This is a genomic window from Acidimicrobiales bacterium, assembly GCA_041394245.1.
In the GTDB taxonomy this organism is placed as follows: Bacteria; Actinomycetota; Acidimicrobiia; order Acidimicrobiales; family Aldehydirespiratoraceae; genus JAJRXC01.
This window is the reverse complement of the sequence record JAWKIR010000002.1, coordinates 2,466,700-2,483,026: the sequence shown is the minus strand read 5'-3', so window position 1 is coordinate 2,483,026 and position 16,327 is coordinate 2,466,700. Positions and strand designations below refer to the sequence as shown.

The following is a 16,327-nucleotide window of genomic DNA, read 5'->3' as shown; positions in this document are numbered from 1 at the left end:
AGCGGACCGAAGGGCGACTCGTCGCCCTCGCCGTCATCCGACGGATCCGCGTTCGTCGCTGCGTCGTCGTCGCCCTGAGCGGGCTCGGATTCGGCCATGACCGCTTCCGTCGCGGCGACCACCTCTGCCGCCTTCTCTTCTGTCGACGCCTCGTGGTCGTGGTCGTGATCGTGATCGTGATCGTGATCGTGATCATGGTCGTGTTCGGCTTCGCGAGCCTCTTCACGCTCACGGCTCTGCTCGACGCGTCGGCGACGGGCCTCGGCGGCGTTGGCCGTGGTCGAGCGACCGGCGTTGGCTTCCTTCGCACGCAGCGCTTCGAGCTGGGCATCGGAGTAGCGCGACACGATCACGGTGATGTGGCAGGTGCGCTTGCGAATGCGGGTGGCGCGGCCGCGCGCACGAGGACGCCAGCGCTTGAGCGTCGGACCCTCGTCGGCATAACAGGCCGAGACGAAGAGTTCTTCGGCAAGCTGGCCATCGTTGTGCTCGGCGTTGGCGACTGCGGAGTCGAGCACCTTGGCGATGTCTTCGCTGATTCCGCGCTCGGAGAACGCGAGGATCTCCGCGGCCTCGGCGTAGGACTTGCCGCGGATCAGGTTGAGGATCTCGCGAGCCTTGTAGGCGGACGCACGAACGTGCGACGCCTTGGCCCGGGTGCCCGGACGCTCGTTGGTCTTCGAAGCGGTCATCAGCGACGTGCTCCCCGCTCCTGGCCCGCATGGAACTTGAACGTGCGGGTGGGCGCGAACTCACCGAGCTTGTGACCGACCATCGACTCGGTCACGTAGACCGGGACGTGCTTGCGGCCGTCGTGAACGGCCAGGGTGTGGCCGATCATGTCGGGGATGATGGTCGATCGACGAGACCAGGTCTTGATGACCTTCTTCTCGCCCGATTCGTTGAGGACATCCACCTTCTTGAGGAGATGGTCGTCGACGAACGGACCCTTCTTGAGGCTGCGCGGCATTGTGATTACCTCCGCGAACCGCGCGTCCGGCGACGGCGCACGATCAGCTTGTCGGATTCTTGGTTGCTCTTGCGGGTGCGACCTTCGGGCTTGCCCCAGGGCGACACGGGATGACGGCCACCGGAAGTCTTGCCCTCGCCGCCACCATGCGGGTGATCGACCGGGTTCATCGCAACGCCGCGTGACTGCGGACGCTTGCCCTTCCAGCGGTTGCGGCCGGCCTTGCCGATCTTGACGAGTTCGTGCTGGCTGTTGCCGACCTCGCCGACGGTTGCCCGGCAGTCGATCGGCACTCGGCGCATCTCGCTGCTCGGCAGACGAAGGGTGGCGAACTCGCCTTCCTTCGCGACGAGCTGGATCGAGGCGCCAGCGGAGCGGGCCATCTTGGCGCCTGCGCCGGCCTTGAGCTCGACGTTGTGCACGACGGTACCGACGGGGATGTACCGCAGCGGCAATGCGTTGCCGGGGCGGATCTCCGCGCCCTGACCGGATTGGAGCTTGTCGCCGACCACCAGACCACGCGGTGCGATGATGTAGCGCTTCTCGCCGTCGTGGTAGTGCAGCAACGCGATGTTGCAGGTGCGGTTCGGGTCGTACTCGATCGTCGCGACCGTGGCCGGCACGCCGTCCTTGGTGCGATCGAAGTCGATCGTGCGGTACTTCTGCTTGTGGCCGCCACCGCGATGACGGCTGGTCTTGCGACCGTGGTTGTTGCGTCCACCGGTCTTCGACTCGCCCTTGACGAGACTGCGCTCGGGCTTGGTCGCGGTGATCTCGGAGAAGTCGGACGACGTCTGGAATCGACGTCCCGGACTGGTGGGCTTGCGCTTGCGGATTGCCATGAGTCTGTGTCCCTTCGCCCTACGCCTCGAAGAGGTCGATCGAGTCGCCCTCGGCGAGGGTGACGAGTGCGCGCTTTTGACCGGACTTCGTACCGAAGCCACCGTTGCGGCGGTTGCGCTTGCGCTTGCCCTTGCGGTTGAGGGTGTTCACCTTGAGCACCGACACGTCGAAGATCGATTCGACAGCGTCGCGGATCTCGGGCTTCGAGGCGCTCGGGGCGACCACGAACGTGTAGACGTTCTCCTCGATGAGTCCGTAGGACTTCTCGGAGACGACCGGACGGATGATGACGTCGCGATGATCCTTCACTGTTCCTCCCCGCTGACTTCGGCAGCGGATCCGCCCGACTCGGCGACGAGTGGTGTCGCTCCGGGCAGCGTCTCGGTGGTGAACACCACGACGTCGCTGTCGAGGACGTCGTAGGTGTTGAGCTCGCCGACATGCAGGCAGTGCACGTTGGTCAGGTTGCGGAAGCTCTTGTAGGCGGCCTCGTCGTTGTCGCCGAGCACCATGAGGACCTTGCCCTCGGCGCCGATGGCCGACAGGGCGGCGATGGCGTCCTTCGTCTTCGGAGCATCGAAGCTCCAGGAGTCGACCACGATGACGTTGCCCTCGCTGGCCCGGTCGGACAATGCGCTGCGCAGGGCGAGCTTCACCATCTTCTTGGGCGTCTTTTGGGTGTAGTCACGCGGCTTGGGACCGTGGGCGATGCCGCCACCACGCCAGAGCGGCGAGTTCGACGAACCCGCACGGGCACGGCCGGTGCCCTTCTGGCGCCACGGCTTGGCGCCGCCACCGCGGACCTCGGAACGGGTCTTGGTGGACGCCGTGCCCTGACGCTTGGCGGCGAGCTGTGCGGTCACGACCTGGTGCATGACCGGCACGTTGGGCTCGATGCCGAACACGTCGTCGGCGAGATCGGTGGTCCCGGCGTCGGAACCGGACTGGGTCTTGATGCTGATGGACGCCATCTCTACGAGCCCTTCACTGCGTCGCGGATGACCACGGTGGCGCCGCGAGGACCGGGGACCGAGCCCCGGACCAGCAGCACGCCGGCCTCGGGATCGCTCTTCACGACCTCGAGGTTGAGCGTGGTGACCTTGTTGTTGCCCATGCGCCCGGGGAGCTTCTTGCCCTTGAAGACGCGGGACGGGGTGGCGCACTGGCCGACCGATCCGGGCTTGCGATGGTTCTTGTGGGCGCCGTGCGATGCCGGGGCACCGCCGAAGCCGTGACGCTTCATCGCGCCGGCGAAGCCCTTGCCCTTCGAGATGGCAGTGACATCGACGCGTTCGCCCTGTTCGAGCAGGTCGACGCTGATCTCCTGCCCGACGGTGAACTCCGAAACGTCGTCGAGTCGGAGCTCGACGAGCTTGCGACCGGCTTCGACACCGGCCTTTTCGAAGTGACCCGCTTCTGGTCGGGTGAGCTTGCCCGCATCCTTCACGCCGAGCGTGACCTGGATGGCGCTGTAGCCGTCGTGTTCGGGCGTCTTGACCTGCACGACACGGCACGCGGACACGCGCAACACGGTGACCGGGACGACACGATTGTCATCGTCCCAGACCTGCGTCATGCCGACTTTCTCGCCGACGATCGCCTTGGTGGCCATGGTTGCTTCCTCATACGTTGCAGCGGCGGGAGCCGTTGCGGTGGTTCACGCGAACGCTCCGCACGGGCAGGCCCGGCGGAGCGTTCGTTCGGTTTTGCGATGCGGTTCCGCAAGCGGCCTGCACCGACGTCGATTTGTCGTGGTGGTGCGACCCGGAGGTCGCCTCACCGCACAAGGACACGATGCTAGCGGGAGGAAGGACGCGTACCAACCGGCATCCCCGGGTCTTTCTGGACCGCAAAGTAGCGTCCCGTCCGATGGCGACCCACGGTGATGGTGATACCGAAAACGGTACTGAACAGACTTGGTTGAGTGCGTCCGCCGTGCCGCGCTGGATCGTGAAGGCGATCGCGCTGTTCTGGGTCGGGTGGTTGGTGGTCTATCTCGGCACCGGCATGGTTCGCTCGCTGCGCCCACTCCTGATCGTCATACTGATCTCGCTGTTCCTCAGCTTCGCGATCGAACCCGCCGTGAACCGCCTGGAGCGACACGGCGTCCGCCGCGGCGGCGGTGTCTGGATCGTCTACGTCGTGATGCTGATCGCGATCGCCGGCTTCTCGGCGGCGATCGGCACGGCGCTGGCGACCCAGATCAACGAGTTCATCGACGATGCGCCACAACTGATCGAGGACGCGGAGGTGTGGCTGCAGGAGAACATCGACGAGGAGATCGACCTCGGGAAACTCCAGCAGCAGTTCGTCGACGACGGTCGTGCCGCGGACCTCGCGACGAGCTTCGCCGACGACATCGTCAATCTGGGAACGACGGTCCTCAACATCGTGTTCCAGGCGTTCACGATCGCCTTGTTCACCTTCTATCTCGTCGCCGAAGGTCCCAAGCTGCGCCGCACGATCTGTTCGTTCCTCGAACCCGAGCGTCAGGAGATGGTGCTCGACGTCTGGGATCTCGCGATCCAAAAAACCGGCGGCTACATCTACTCGCGCGGCATCCTCGCCCTGCTCTCGGCCGCAGCGCATTGGATCGCCTTCCAGATCATCGACATCCCGTTCCCGCTGCCGCTCGCCCTCTGGGTCGGCGTGATCTCACAGTTCATCCCCGTGATCGGCACCTACATCGCCGGGTTCCTCCCCGTCATCATCGGCCTGCTCGAGGACCCGAAGAAGGGGCTCGCCGTGCTCGTCGTGATCGTCGTGTACCAGCAGATCGAGAACTATCTCTTCGCACCCAGGGTCACCGCCTACTCGATGGAGATCCATGTCGCCGTCGCGTTCGGCGCGGTACTGGCCGGAGCCGCGTTGCTCGGTGTGGTCGGTGCCCTCCTCTCCCTTCCCTTCGCGGCGACGGCACAGGCCTTCATCGCCGGTTACCGACAGCACCACGAGGTGGCCGAGGACACCCTGGCCCGCAGCGCCGCGCGGCGTGGGCGCGGACGGAGCTGATCAGACGATCGACGCCGGCCCCGCGCTGCGGCGACGAGGCCCGGGCCGGGCCGCCCGTAGGCTCGTCACGAAGACGGCGGCCTCGGTCCGACTGTTCATGTCGAGTTTGCGCAACAGGTTGGAGACATAGTTCTTCACCGTCTTCTCGGCCAGCCCCATGCGCGCCGCGACCTGTCGGTTGGTGAGTCCTTCAGCGAGAAGGTCGAGCAGACGGCGTTCCTGCGGACTCAACTGTTCGAGCACCGACGCATCGGACGGCGCCGCCCGACCTGCACGGAGCCGTTCGAGCAGTCGCGCCATCACGGTCGGGTCGATGAGGGACCCGCCCCCGGCGATCACCCGCACCGATCGGACGAGTTCGCGCGCTGGCGTGTGCGTCAGCAGGAACCCGGCTGCTCCCGCACGAATGACCGATGCGAGCACCTCGTCGTCGGACCTCGACGCCAGGACCAGGCAGCGCACACCTTCGGTGTCGGCCGAGACCGCCCCACACACCTCGAGGCCGTCCCCGTCGGGAAGCACCAGGTCGACGAGCACGACATCGGGACGACACCGCTCGATCCCGACGAGACCGTCCTGCACCGTGGCGGCCTCGCCGGTCACATCGATGTCGGGCTCGCGTTCGAGCACCGCACGGAGGCCGGCACGAAGCAACTCGTGATCATCGATGATGAAGACGCGAATCGTCATGAAGGGGTCCCCTGGGTGGTTCACCGTCCTTTCGGGGCGACGCGGCCCTCATCTTGACGAGGACTCGGCATCGGGCCCCCGCAAACGGCCGGACGACCCATGACGAACCGTGACCGATGACCCTGTCGACATGGTCCGAACGACCCGGTCTGGGTGTCGGTGGTCCGTTGGCGATCTGTTGGCGATCTGTTGGTACCGCAATGTCACGCTGGGTGAAATTCACCAAGGAGGCAGGCGCGTGCGGAAAATGAAGTTCTCGTGGGGGGTGGCGATGGTGGTCGCGATGATCGCCACACTCACCACAACGGTCGGCCAGGCCGGTGCGGCCAACAACAATCCTCCGTTCGAGGGCTACTTCCCTCCACCGGGATACACGCTGACGGTGAACGGGCAGACCGGCGCCCAGGTCGTCACCGACGGCGACATCTTGACCTTCGAGTTGACCGAGCACGCCTACAACGCGTGCAGCGAAGGGCCCACCACGCCCGGCTGCCTCTCCAACATCGCCTGGCGCCCCTGGTTCGACCGGAGCTATGTGGCGCCCTTCGGCACGGGGGCCAACTGGGGGTTCAGCTACGAGATCCTCGACCCCGACGACTGCGCGTCGGACAGCTATTCGTGCACCGTGAGGATCACCACCACCCGCACGGTGCCCTGCACGGGTCTGCCCCTCATCGGCAACATCGCTCCGCTGCTCACCTACGTCTCGGGCGACCTGGGTCTCGGATTCGGCTCGTCGAGCCTGCCGTACGTGATCCAACCACAGCTCTTCGTCGACTTCGGTGCGCAGGACTGCCAACCGATCTCGTCGCTGTCGTGGGACAACGTCAGCGCCAATCCGCTGGAGATCGACTTCGACGCCTCGGGCGCGTACGACCCCGACAACCTCGATCTGTCGGATCCGTACAACCCGGTCGGTCCCGGCGACGGCATCGTGTCGTACTCGTGGGACTTCGGCGACGGGGCGATCTCGTTCGACCCCTCACCGGTGCACATCTACAACGAGCCCGGCTACTACGACGTCTCCGTGACGGTGACCGACGACGAGGGCGACATCGCGATGACCCTCGACACCATCCAGGTGAGCGGCTTCATCGACCCGGACTTCACGTGGAGCTACCCCGACTCCGAGGATCCGTTCACCGTCGAGTTCGACGCATCGCCGACCACGGCCGACAGCGAGATCTACGACTGGTACTGGGACTTCGGTGATGGCGACAGCGACTCGGGCGGCCCCACCATCACCCACACCTACGCCGAACTGGGCGAGGTCGACGTCACGCTCTACGTCCAGGACGAGTTCGGTGGCGACGCCGAGATCACCAAGACCGTCGATGTCGGTGAGGAACCGCCCGTCGGAGGCCTGCCGAGCGTGTCATCACCGTTCGGCTTCGGATTCGACGAGGGCGACGCCGGCGAGTCGTCCACCGTGCTGATCCCCCTGGAACTGTCCGAGCCATCGGCGACGCCCGTCACGGTGTCGTGGGCAACGACGGCTCAGCCCGCCAACCCGTTCACCGCCACGCTCGGGGTCGACTACCCGTCGGCGTCCGGTCAGGTCGTCATCCCCGCCGGCAGCGTCGAAGGGTTCATCGAGCTCACGATCTTCGGCGACGACATCGACGAGGAGGACGAGGCGGCGTGGGTCGAGATCACCGGGGCAACCGGTGCGACGTTCACGCCCGGTGAACTCGCCTACGTCGTGCTACTCGACGACGACGACCCGCCGGTGGCCACCCCGGTGTCGGTGGTGACGACCGAAGGTGATGTGGGCACGACGACCGCCGAGATCATCGTCGAACTCTCCGCCCCGTCCGCCAAGACCGTCACGGTCGACTACGTCTCGGCCCCGGCCGGCGGCGTGATCGACGGCGGCGCCGCCGATTTCGTGCCCACCGCCGGCACCGTGACCTTCGCTCCCGGGGAAACGTCACAGTCGATCCCGGTGGAGGTCATCGGCGACACCACCGCGGAGCCCGGCCTGCTCTTCGGAGCGGAATGGGCGGGCGTGCGCATCATGAGTCCGACGAACGCGTCGGTGCCGGGCGGGTGGAACTCCGTGGCGTTCCTCCTGATCGTCGACGACGACGTCGCCGTGTCATAGCCACCCGCAGGCGCCAAGAGTTCACGACAGGGCGGCACACCACCGCGTCACGGTCGGCACGTCATCGGTGCCGACCGTGATGACGGTGACCCACGGTTCGGCACCGGGATCGCATCGGCGGATCTCGTCCCGGTGTCCGAACCGCTGGGCGACGAACGCGCCGTCGGGGCCGTCGACGAAACCCTTCACCCGAACGACCGTCGGTGGAGCGCCCGCGAGCCACTCCTGCACTTCGGCCCGGGTCGCCGACCGAGGGACGAAATCGTGAGCCCGGTGTTGTGCGTGGGCCGGCGGAGCCGATGCGCGGCCGGCCGAACGCGGCGCCACCAGCTCGAGCACATGTGCGGCACCGACGAGGACGGGACCGTCGACGAGATCTCGCAGCCAGGCCTGCACGCCGATGATCATGTCCGGCGGCGCGTCATCGGCATGGCTGACCACGACCACGTCGGCGGACGCGAGCTGCCCCCGAACGGTGTCGCCCACGTACCGGTCGTCCGCCCAACGACGGATGGCGAAGGGATCGACCACGACCACCACACCGTCGAGCTCGTAGCCCGGCGTGCGCCCCCACTGGGCGACCGCCCACGGATCGCCGACACCGCTGACCTCGATCACGAGGTGCTCGGGGGCCGGCTCGAGCCCAGCGACCTCGGCGAGTGCCGTTGCGAGTCCGTCGACGGCGCTGCAACAGACACATCCGTTGGCGAGCGCCCGCACCCCGCCCTCGGCGCCGACGATCAACGACTCGTCGATCGCCACGTCGCCGAAGTCGTTGACGATCACTGCGATGCGCCGACCGTGCTCACCGGTCAGGATCCGATTGATCAATGTCGTCTTGCCGGCCCCGAGGTAGCCGCCGACCACGGTGAGCGGGATCCGCGCGGTCGTCACCCGACCGGGTGGTGGCGCCCATCGAGCACCGTGCCGAGCACGCCGATGTCGCGTAGGTCAGCTGCACCGACCTCGAAGGGGTCGGCGTCGAGGGCCACGAAGTCGGCCCGCTTGCCGGGGGTGATCGATCCGACCTCGTCGTCCATGCGGAGCTGGTGAGCCGCGCCCATCGTCACGGCGTGCAGGGCTTGCGCCACGTCGAGACGTTCCTCGGGACCGAGGACACGACCCGTCGCGGTCTGCCGGTTCGCTGCGCACCACGCCACGTGAAGGGAGCCGAGTGGGGTGACCGAAGCGTCGCAGTGGATCGAGAGCGGGATCCCGAGCTCGAGCACCGTCGCGGCGGCGTTCATCTTCGCCGCCCGCTCGGGTCCGACGGTCAGGTCGACGTGCTGATCGCCCCAGTACCAGAAGTGGTTCGAGAACAGGTTGGCGCACATGCCGAGCTCCGCCATGCGCTCGTACTGGTCGCGCCGGGTCAGCTGGCTGTGCTGCACGGTGGTGCGATGGTCGGCCGGCGGCGCACCACCGGTTGCCTCGGTGAACGCATCGAGCAGCACGTCGACGGCCTGGTCGCCGTTGCAGTGCACATGCAACAGGAGGCCGGCATCGACGACCGGGCGGATCCAGTCGGCCAGCTGATCGGGCGGAATCAGCCAGAGGCCATTGTCCCTGCCGTTCAGATACGGCTGGGTGACGCGGGCGGTGAACCCCTGGATGCTGCCGTCGAGCACGAACTTGACGCCGCCGAAGCGAAGCTTGTCGGTCGACTCCGCCCGCCGCCGCAGGATCAGCTCCGCCACGTCGTCGAGCGCGGCCGGGCCGCCATGGCCCGGATTGTGGAACACCGACACGCGGGCCGGGAAGTCGTCGGCGTTCACGACCTGTTGCCACATCGAGGCGATCGCGTCGCTGGCGATCGGGCCGCTGCCGAGATCGACGACCGTGGTGATGCCGGCGTTGCGGGCAAGGCGACCGAAGGCGGTGATGCCCTCCGGAGCCATGAACGAGCGGACCATCCCGGTGAGCGCCTCGCCGGCCAACGACATCGCCGCCGGTTCCTGGAGCTCGCCGATCGGATTGCCGGCGCCGTCCTTGGGCACTCCATCCATCAGCGTGTCGGCGGTGATGCCCTCCCGGTCCATCAGCGCCGTGTTGACGGTCGCGAGGTGGAGACTGGCGTGGAAGACGAAGATCGGCCGAGTGGTCGACACCCGGTCGAGATGCTCGGCGACGAGGCGCTCGCCCGGGAAGTAGATCGGGTCGAGTCCCCAGGCCCGCAGCGTCACGGTGGGGTCTTCGAGCGCGGCTTCGGCCTCCCGCAGCCGCTCGATCACGGCGTCGAGGGTCTTGCAACCCGGCCACACGCGTCCGTCGGGATCGCGACTGTCGAAGTAGCCGACATAGAGGTGCTGCCAGATCCCTCCGGCCATGGAATGGGCGTGGGCCTCCACGAACCCGGGCAACAGCACCGCGTCGGCGTAGCGGTCGTCGATCGTCGCGTCCGGATGGTCGACTCGAAGGTCGCCGAAGGCCCCGACCGCGAGAATGCGACCGTCGTCGACGACCACGGCGTCGCCGCGTGCCGCCGCATCGATCGTGTGAAGTGCACGGGCCCGCAGGATCTTCGACATCGGGGGGAACGCTAGCCGGGTGAGAATTTCGGCGAGCGGAACCCACGTCACAGACGGACCGGCCGGGCGTCCGTTACGGTCAGGACCACACCAACCCGAAAGGCGGATCCCGTGACCTTCACGATTTCCAAGACCAAGTTCGCCGTCGCCATCGTGGCAGCAGCAATGCTCGTCCCGAGTACCGCAATGGCATTCCACGTGTTCGACGACGTCCCCGACGACAAGTTCTACGCCGACCCCGTCGAATGGGCGTTCGACAACGGCATCACCACCGGCAAGACGTCGACCACGTTCGCCCCCGACGACAACGTGACCCGCGGCGAATCGGTGACCTTCCTCAAGCGCTACAACGACAACATCGTCGCGCCGACGACGATGAACCTCTTCGCATCGGACACCAACCTCAGCGCCACCTCGACACTGGGCGATCTCGGCCTCAGCGCCTCGGTCACCATTCCCGAGGGCCACACCGGCGTGATCGAACTCCAGTTCACGGCAGAGACCGCGTGCTCGGGCGGCGGCGCCGGCGGATGGTGCCAGATCTCCCTGCTCCGCGACGGCGGTGTCGTCGGCCCCGCCGACCAGGCGTTCGACAGCAGCGACAACGCCACCGAGGGCACCGGCTCCTACGAGAGCCATGCGATGAGCCGCGTGACCGAGGAACTTCCGGCCGGGACCTACGTGTTCACCGCCCAGTCGAGCCTGGGCAACTCGAATCCGACCTTCCGGGTCGACGACATGGTGCTGACCGCCCAGGTCCACCTGACGAGCTGAGCGACAAGCCGAAACAAACGCAAGAGCCCCGGGCCATGGGCCCGGGGCTCTTCTTCGTTCTCGGATCGAGTGGCGCTAGGCCTGCTGGATCTTGATCTCGATGTCGACCCCGGCGGGGAGGTCGAGACGCTGCAGGGAGTCGACCGTCTTGGGCGACGGATCCAGGATGTCGAGCAGGCGCTTGTGGATGCGCATCTCGAAGTGTTCCCGGGAGTCCTTGTCCTTGAACGGGCCCTTGATGACCGTGAAGCGGTGCTTCTCGGTCGGCAGAGGGATCGGACCCGACAACTGGGCCTGCGTCCGCTTCACCGTCTCGACGATCTTCTTCGTCGACTGATCGATGATTTCGTGGTCGTAGGCCTTGAGGCGGATACGAATCTTCTGTCCTGCAGCCATCTTCAGTCCTACTTGAGGATCTTCGTGACCGAGCCGGCACCAACGGTGCGGCCGCCCTCGCGGATGGCGAAGCGGAGACCCTCGTCCATGGCGATCGGGTGGATCAGCTCGACGGTCATCTCGGTGTTGTCACCGGGCATGCACATCTCGGTGCCCTCGGGCAGCTGGATGGTGCCGGTGATGTCGGTGGTCCGGAAGTAGAACTGCGGACGGTAGTTGGTGAAGAACGGCTTGTGACGGCCGCCCTCCTCCTTCGACAGCACGTAGACCTGCGCCTCGAAGTCGGTGTGCGGGGTGATGCTGCCGGGGGCGGCGAGCACCTGGCCACGCTGGACATCGTCCTTGTCGACACCGCGCAGGAGGGCGCCGATGTTGTCGCCGGCCTGACCCTGGTCGAGGAGCTTGCGGAACATCTCGACACCGGTGCAGGTGGTCTTCGAGGTCTCCTTGATGCCGACGATCTCGATCTCGTCGCCGGTGTGAACGGCGCCCTGCTCGACCTTGCCGGTCACCACGGTGCCACGACCGGTGATGGTGAACACGTCTTCGATCGGCATCAGGAACGGCTTGTCGAGATCACGTTCGGGGGTCGGGATGAACTCGTCGACCTGCGCCATGAGCTCCAGGATGGCGGCCGCCGCGTCGGCGTCGCCTTCGAGGGCCTTGAGGGCGGAGACGTGCACGACGGGGGTGTCGTCACCCGGGAAGTCGTACTCGTTGAGGAGCTCGCGAACTTCCATCTCGACGAGCTCGATGAGCTCCTCGTCGTCGACCATGTCGACCTTGTTCAGCGCCACGATGATCTTCGGCACGCCGACCTGACGGGCGAGCAGCACGTGCTCACGGGTCTGGGGCATGGGGCCGTCGGCGGCCGACACCACGAGGATGGCACCGTCGACCTGAGCCGCACCGGTGATCATGTTCTTGATGTAGTCGGCGTGGCCGGGCATGTCGACATGGGCGTAGTGACGGTTCTCCGTCTCGTACTCCACGTGCGACACGTTGATGGTGATGCCGCGCTCGCGCTCTTCCGGCGCGTTGTCGATGTTGGCGAACTCGGTGAACTTCGAGCCCTCGACGTTGTCGGCGAGAACCTTCGTGATCGCAGCGGTGAGCGTCGTCTTGCCGTGGTCGATGTGTCCCATCGTGCCCACGTTGACGTGAGGCTTGTTCCGCTCGAACGTCTCCTTGGCCATAACTGTTTTTCCTTATTCTCTACGAGAGGGTGTGCTTCGTTGTTTGGGGTTAGGAGACGATCATTCGCCGCGGACGCGGGCGACGATCTCTTCCTGGACGTTTGCAGGCGTGGGCTGGTACGAATCGAATTGCATCGTGTACGTCGCCCGCCCCTGCGTGCGTGAACGCAGGTCCGTACTGTATCCGAACATCTCGGAGAGCGGCACGAGTGCGTTCACGACTTGGTTGTTTCCGCGCTGCTCGGTGCCTTGCATCTGGCCGCGGCGCGAGTTCACATCGCCGACCACATCGCCGAGGTAGTCGTCGGGGGTGACGATCTCCACGGCCATGACCGGCTCGAGAAGTGTCGGCTTCGCCTTGCGGGCCACTTCACGGAACCAGGCGTTGCCGGCGATCTTGAACGCCATCTCCGACGAGTCGACGTCGTGCGTCTTGCCGTCTTCGAGGGTCACCTTGATGTCGACCGTCGGGAAGCCGGCGAGGACACCGTTGCTCATCGCTTCCTGGATGCCCTGGTCGACCGGCTTGATGTATTCCTTCGGGATGTTGCCGCCGGTGACGGTGGACTCGAACTCGTACTCGCCGCCCGGGTTGGGGCTGAGCGTGGCCGAGATCACCGCGAACTGACCGGTGCCACCCGTCTGCTTCTTGTGCGTGTAGGTGTAGCTCGGCACTTCCTGCGTGATGGTCTCACGGTAGGCGACCTGGGGCTTGCCGACCGCGGCCTCGACCTTGAACTCGCGGCGCATGCGGTCGACGAGCACCTCGAGATGCAACTCGCCCATGCCGGCGATGATGGTCTGCGCGGTTTCCTCGTTGGTGGTGACCTGGAAGGTGGGGTCCTCTTCGGCCAGCGCCTGCAGCGCCTTGCCCATCTTCTCCTGGTCGGCCTTGGACTTCGGCTCGACGGCGACCTCGATCACCGGCGTCGGGAAATCGAGGTTCTCCAGGGTGATCGGATGGGCCGGATCGCACAGGGTGTCACCCGTGCGGGTGTTCTTGATGCCGATGCCCGCCGCGATGTCGCCGGTGGCGACGGAGTCCTTGTCGACGCGGTCGTTGGCGTGCATCTCGAGGATGCGCCCGACCCGCTCCTTGCTGGAGGTACGAGTGTTGAGAACGACCTCGCCCTTGTTGAAGGTGCCGGAGTAGACCCGGAAGTAGGTGAGCCGACCGACGTGGGGGTCGGTCATGATCTTGAACGCGAGGGCTGCGAACGGCTCGTCGTCGCTGGCCTTGCGTGTCGCCTCGTTGCCGGCCTTGTCCTCGCCCTTGATCGGCGGCACGTCGAGCGGCGACGGCAGGTAGTCGATGACGGCGTCGAGCAGGGGCTGAACGCCCTTGTTCTTGAAGGCGGTCCCGTTGAGGATCGGCACGAGATTGCCCTCGAGCGTGCCCTTGCGGATCGCCGCCATGAGCTCTTCCTGGGTGACCTCTTCGTCTTCGAGGACCTTCATCATGATGTCCTCGTCCTGGTCGGCCGCAGCCTCGAGGAGCATGGCCCGGTACTCGTCGGCCTGTTCCTGGTACTCCGCCGGGATGTCGAGGATGTCGTAGGTGGCGCCCAGATCGGTCTCGTCGGTGGCCGGCGGCCACACGAGGGCCTTCATCCGGACCAGGTCGATCACGCCCTGGTAGTCGCTCTCCGCGCCGATCGGCAGCTGGAGCACCGCGACATTGGGCGTCAGCCGGTCCTTGATGGTGTCGAGGCAGAAGAAGAAGTCGGCACCGGTGCGGTCCATCTTGTTGATGAAGCACATGCGGGGCACGTGGTAGCGGTCGGCCTGACGCCAGACGGTCTCGGTCTGCGGCTCCACGCCGGCGACGCCGTCGAACACGGCGACCGCGCCGTCGAGCACGCGCAGCGAACGCTCGACCTCGACGGTGAAGTCGACGTGGCCCGGCGTGTCGATGATGTTGATGCGATGGTCGTTCCAGATGCAGTGGGTCGCCGCGGAGGTGATCGTGATGCCACGCTCCTGCTCCTGCTCCATCCAGTCCATGGTGGCCGCGCCGTCGTGGACCTCACCGATCTTGTAGGACCGACCGGTGTAGTAGAGGATGCGCTCGGTGGTGGTGGTCTTGCCCGCGTCGATGTGGGCCATGATCCCGATGTTGCGGGTCATGTTGAGCGGAGTTCGCTTCTCAGCCATGGGAATTCCTCAGGTAAGGGGATGGGCGGGCGAAACCTCGTTCGGTTTCACGACGAACCGGGGTGGTTCGCATCGAACCGGGGTTCGGTTCGCACGCACCACGACCGGGCGTTTCTCTTTCGGAGAGAAGAGCCCGGTCGTCGAAAAAGTGTATTGGACGGATGAAGGAGAACCGCGGAGCTACCAGCGGTAGTGAGCGAATGCCTTGTTGGCGTCGGCCATCTTCTGGAGATCCTCACGACGCTTGCACGACGCACCGATGCCGTTGCTGGCATCGAGGATCTCGTTGGCCAGGCGCTCCGACATGGTGCGCTCACGGCGATCCCGGGAGAAGCCGACCATCCAGCGGATGGCGAGGGTGGTGGCACGACGAGGACGGACCTCGACGGGCACCTGATAGGTGGCGCCACCGACACGGCGGCTGCGGACCTCGAGCTGCGGGCGCACATTGTCGACGGCACGCTTGAGGGTGCCGACGGGCTCGGCGCCGGTCTTCTCCTCGACGATCGTCAGTGCGTCGTAGACGATCCGCTCGGCCAGGTTGCGCTTGCCGCGCTGCAGGACCTTGTTGATGAACTGGGTGACGAGCACCGAGTCGTGGATCGGATCGGGATGGATTTCGCGACGCTGTGCCGGACCCTTACGAGGCATGCTCAGCCTTCTTTCTTGGCGCCGTAACGGCTACGGGCCTGCTTGCGGTCACGCACACCGGAGGTGTCGAGCGTGCCGCGGACGATCTTGTAGCGAACACCGGGGAGATCCTTCACACGACCGCCTCGCACGAGGACGATCGAATGCTCCTGGAGGTTGTGACCCTCACCGGGGATGTAGGCCGTGACCTCGACGCCGGAGGTGAGCCGGACACGGGCGACCTTGCGCAGCGCGGAGTTCGGCTTCTTCGGGGTGGCGGTGTAGACGCGGGTGCAGACACCACGGCGCTGGGGCGCTCCCTTGAGCGCGGGTGTCGCTTCCTTGCGACGCTTCGACTGGCGACCCTTGCGGACCAGCTGCTGAATCGTTGGCACAGAAATACCTTCGTAGGCGGGATCAGAACGTGGATACGGCCGGCTGCGCCCTCGGGAGCGCGCTCAGGCCGACGGGAAAGCATACGAGCGAGGTATGGGAACCTCAACCCGCGCGGGCTTTTCGCGACCGCCCGGCACTGGACAGCGATCTCGAAGTGGAGTGACATCGTCGCATGCCACTGCGTTTCAACCACATGGAGCTCACCCTCGCGCCCGGCGGGCTCGAAGCTCATCGCGACGAGATCACGCGGTTCTACGGCGACCTCCTCGGTTGGACGGCGAGCGACGTCTCGATCCTCGGGCAGACCGGGCTGCTGCTGCGCACCGACCCGGCGACGAGCCAGTTCATCCTGGTGACCGAACAGCGGGTGCACATCGACTCCCCCGGCTACGACCACCTCGGGCTCCTGTGCGCAACACGCGAGGAGGTCGACCGTCATCTCGCGAAGGCCAAGGAACTCCAGTCGGCCGACGAACGCGTGCGGATCAAGGAGTACGACGACCTCGTCAACGGCGACCATGTCACCCACGCGTTCTACGTGAAGTACCTGCTGCCGATCTGGTTCGACATCCAGTGCTTCGAGCGGGCGGGCGCCCCCCAACCCGACACCTGGAACTACGCCCTCGGGTAGACG

The 16,327-nt window shown here is 66.1% G+C and carries 17 protein-coding genes and 1 pseudogene; 4 read left to right on the top strand and 14 right to left on the bottom strand.

The window, feature by feature from the left end:
• Window positions 1–341 precede the first annotated feature (341 nt).
• From rplV to rplC, 6 genes and pseudogenes are all read right to left on the bottom strand, one after another.
• Window positions 342–692 (bottom strand): annotated as a pseudogene (rplV, locus tag R2707_12335) (50S ribosomal protein L22).
• The gene (gene rpsS, locus R2707_12330) at window positions 692–970 is read right to left on the bottom strand and encodes a 30S ribosomal protein S19 (GenBank protein MEZ5245878.1); all 279 of its coding nucleotides are present in this window, start codon (window positions 968–970) and stop codon (window positions 692–694) included. The pseudogene rplV and the gene rpsS overlap by 1 nt, the downstream one beginning before the upstream one ends.
• 5 nt (window positions 971–975) lie before the next feature.
• Entirely contained in the window at window positions 976–1,812 is an 837-nt protein-coding gene (rplB, locus tag R2707_12325; GenBank protein ID MEZ5245877.1) for a 50S ribosomal protein L2, read from the bottom strand.
• A gap of 19 nt (window positions 1,813–1,831) precedes the next feature.
• The gene (gene rplW, locus R2707_12320; protein ID MEZ5245876.1) at window positions 1,832–2,122 is read right to left on the bottom strand and encodes a 50S ribosomal protein L23; all 291 of its coding nucleotides are present in this window, start codon (window positions 2,120–2,122) and stop codon (window positions 1,832–1,834) included.
• On the bottom strand, window positions 2,119–2,784 hold the full coding sequence (gene rplD, locus R2707_12315; protein ID MEZ5245875.1) for a 50S ribosomal protein L4: 666 nt from the start codon (window positions 2,782–2,784) through the stop codon (window positions 2,119–2,121). Before rplD ends, rplW begins: the two co-directional genes overlap by 4 nt.
• A gap of 2 nt (window positions 2,785–2,786) precedes the next feature.
• Window positions 2,787–3,425: a 50S ribosomal protein L3 gene (gene rplC, locus R2707_12310; GenBank protein MEZ5245874.1), complete on the bottom strand. Its 639-nt coding sequence runs from the start codon at window positions 3,423–3,425 to the stop codon at window positions 2,787–2,789.
• 323 nt (window positions 3,426–3,748) lie between these two features.
• Between rplC and R2707_12305 the strand changes: the two genes are divergently transcribed.
• Complete coding sequence (locus R2707_12305) at window positions 3,749–4,825, top strand: AI-2E family transporter (protein MEZ5245873.1); 1,077 nt, start codon at window positions 3,749–3,751, stop codon at window positions 4,823–4,825.
• Here R2707_12305 and R2707_12300 read toward each other — a convergent pair whose 3' ends face one another.
• On the bottom strand, window positions 4,826–5,515 hold the full coding sequence (locus R2707_12300; GenBank protein MEZ5245872.1) for a response regulator transcription factor: 690 nt from the start codon (window positions 5,513–5,515) through the stop codon (window positions 4,826–4,828). It lies immediately after the preceding gene.
• A 247-nt stretch (window positions 5,516–5,762) separates the two neighbouring features.
• Between R2707_12300 and R2707_12295 the strand changes: the two genes are divergently transcribed.
• Window positions 5,763–7,619, top strand: a complete 1,857-nt coding sequence (locus tag R2707_12295) for a PKD domain-containing protein (protein ID MEZ5245871.1) — start codon at window positions 5,763–5,765, stop codon at window positions 7,617–7,619.
• Window positions 7,620–7,640: 21 nt separating this feature from the next.
• Here the strand turns inward: R2707_12295 and R2707_12290 are convergent, their stop codons facing one another.
• Together R2707_12290 and R2707_12285 are read right to left on the bottom strand one after the other, a co-directional pair.
• Window positions 7,641–8,513, bottom strand: coding sequence for a GTP-binding protein (locus R2707_12290; GenBank protein MEZ5245870.1), 873 nt, complete (start codon window positions 8,511–8,513; stop codon window positions 7,641–7,643).
• Entirely contained in the window at window positions 8,510–10,147 is a 1,638-nt protein-coding gene (locus R2707_12285) for an amidohydrolase (GenBank protein ID MEZ5245869.1), read from the bottom strand. The genes R2707_12290 and R2707_12285 overlap by 4 nt, the downstream gene beginning before the upstream one ends.
• A 111-nt stretch (window positions 10,148–10,258) precedes the next feature.
• Between R2707_12285 and R2707_12280 the strand changes: the two genes are divergently transcribed.
• Complete coding sequence (locus R2707_12280; GenBank protein MEZ5245868.1) at window positions 10,259–10,921, top strand: S-layer homology domain-containing protein; 663 nt, start codon at window positions 10,259–10,261, stop codon at window positions 10,919–10,921.
• A 75-nt stretch (window positions 10,922–10,996) separates the two neighbouring features.
• Here R2707_12280 and rpsJ read toward each other — a convergent pair whose 3' ends face one another.
• From rpsJ to rpsL, 5 genes are all read right to left on the bottom strand, one after another.
• Window positions 10,997–11,317 (bottom strand): 30S ribosomal protein S10, encoded by a 321-nt coding sequence (gene rpsJ / locus R2707_12275; GenBank protein ID MEZ5245867.1) that lies wholly within the window; start codon window positions 11,315–11,317, stop codon window positions 10,997–10,999.
• Between the two features lie 8 nt (window positions 11,318–11,325).
• Complete coding sequence (gene tuf / locus R2707_12270) at window positions 11,326–12,513, bottom strand: elongation factor Tu (GenBank protein ID MEZ5245866.1); 1,188 nt, start codon at window positions 12,511–12,513, stop codon at window positions 11,326–11,328.
• A 60-nt stretch (window positions 12,514–12,573) separates the two neighbouring features.
• Window positions 12,574–14,667, bottom strand: a complete 2,094-nt coding sequence (gene fusA / locus R2707_12265; GenBank protein MEZ5245865.1) for an elongation factor G — start codon at window positions 14,665–14,667, stop codon at window positions 12,574–12,576.
• 180 nt (window positions 14,668–14,847) lie between these two features.
• Window positions 14,848–15,318, bottom strand: coding sequence for a 30S ribosomal protein S7 (gene rpsG / locus R2707_12260; GenBank protein MEZ5245864.1), 471 nt, complete (start codon window positions 15,316–15,318; stop codon window positions 14,848–14,850).
• Between the two features lie 2 nt (window positions 15,319–15,320).
• The gene (gene rpsL / locus R2707_12255; protein ID MEZ5245863.1) at window positions 15,321–15,692 is read right to left on the bottom strand and encodes a 30S ribosomal protein S12; all 372 of its coding nucleotides are present in this window, start codon (window positions 15,690–15,692) and stop codon (window positions 15,321–15,323) included.
• Between the two features lie 173 nt (window positions 15,693–15,865).
• Between rpsL and R2707_12250 the strand changes: the two genes are divergently transcribed.
• Window positions 15,866–16,324 (top strand): hypothetical protein, encoded by a 459-nt coding sequence (locus R2707_12250; protein MEZ5245862.1) that lies wholly within the window; start codon window positions 15,866–15,868, stop codon window positions 16,322–16,324.
• Window positions 16,325–16,327 lie beyond the last annotated feature (3 nt).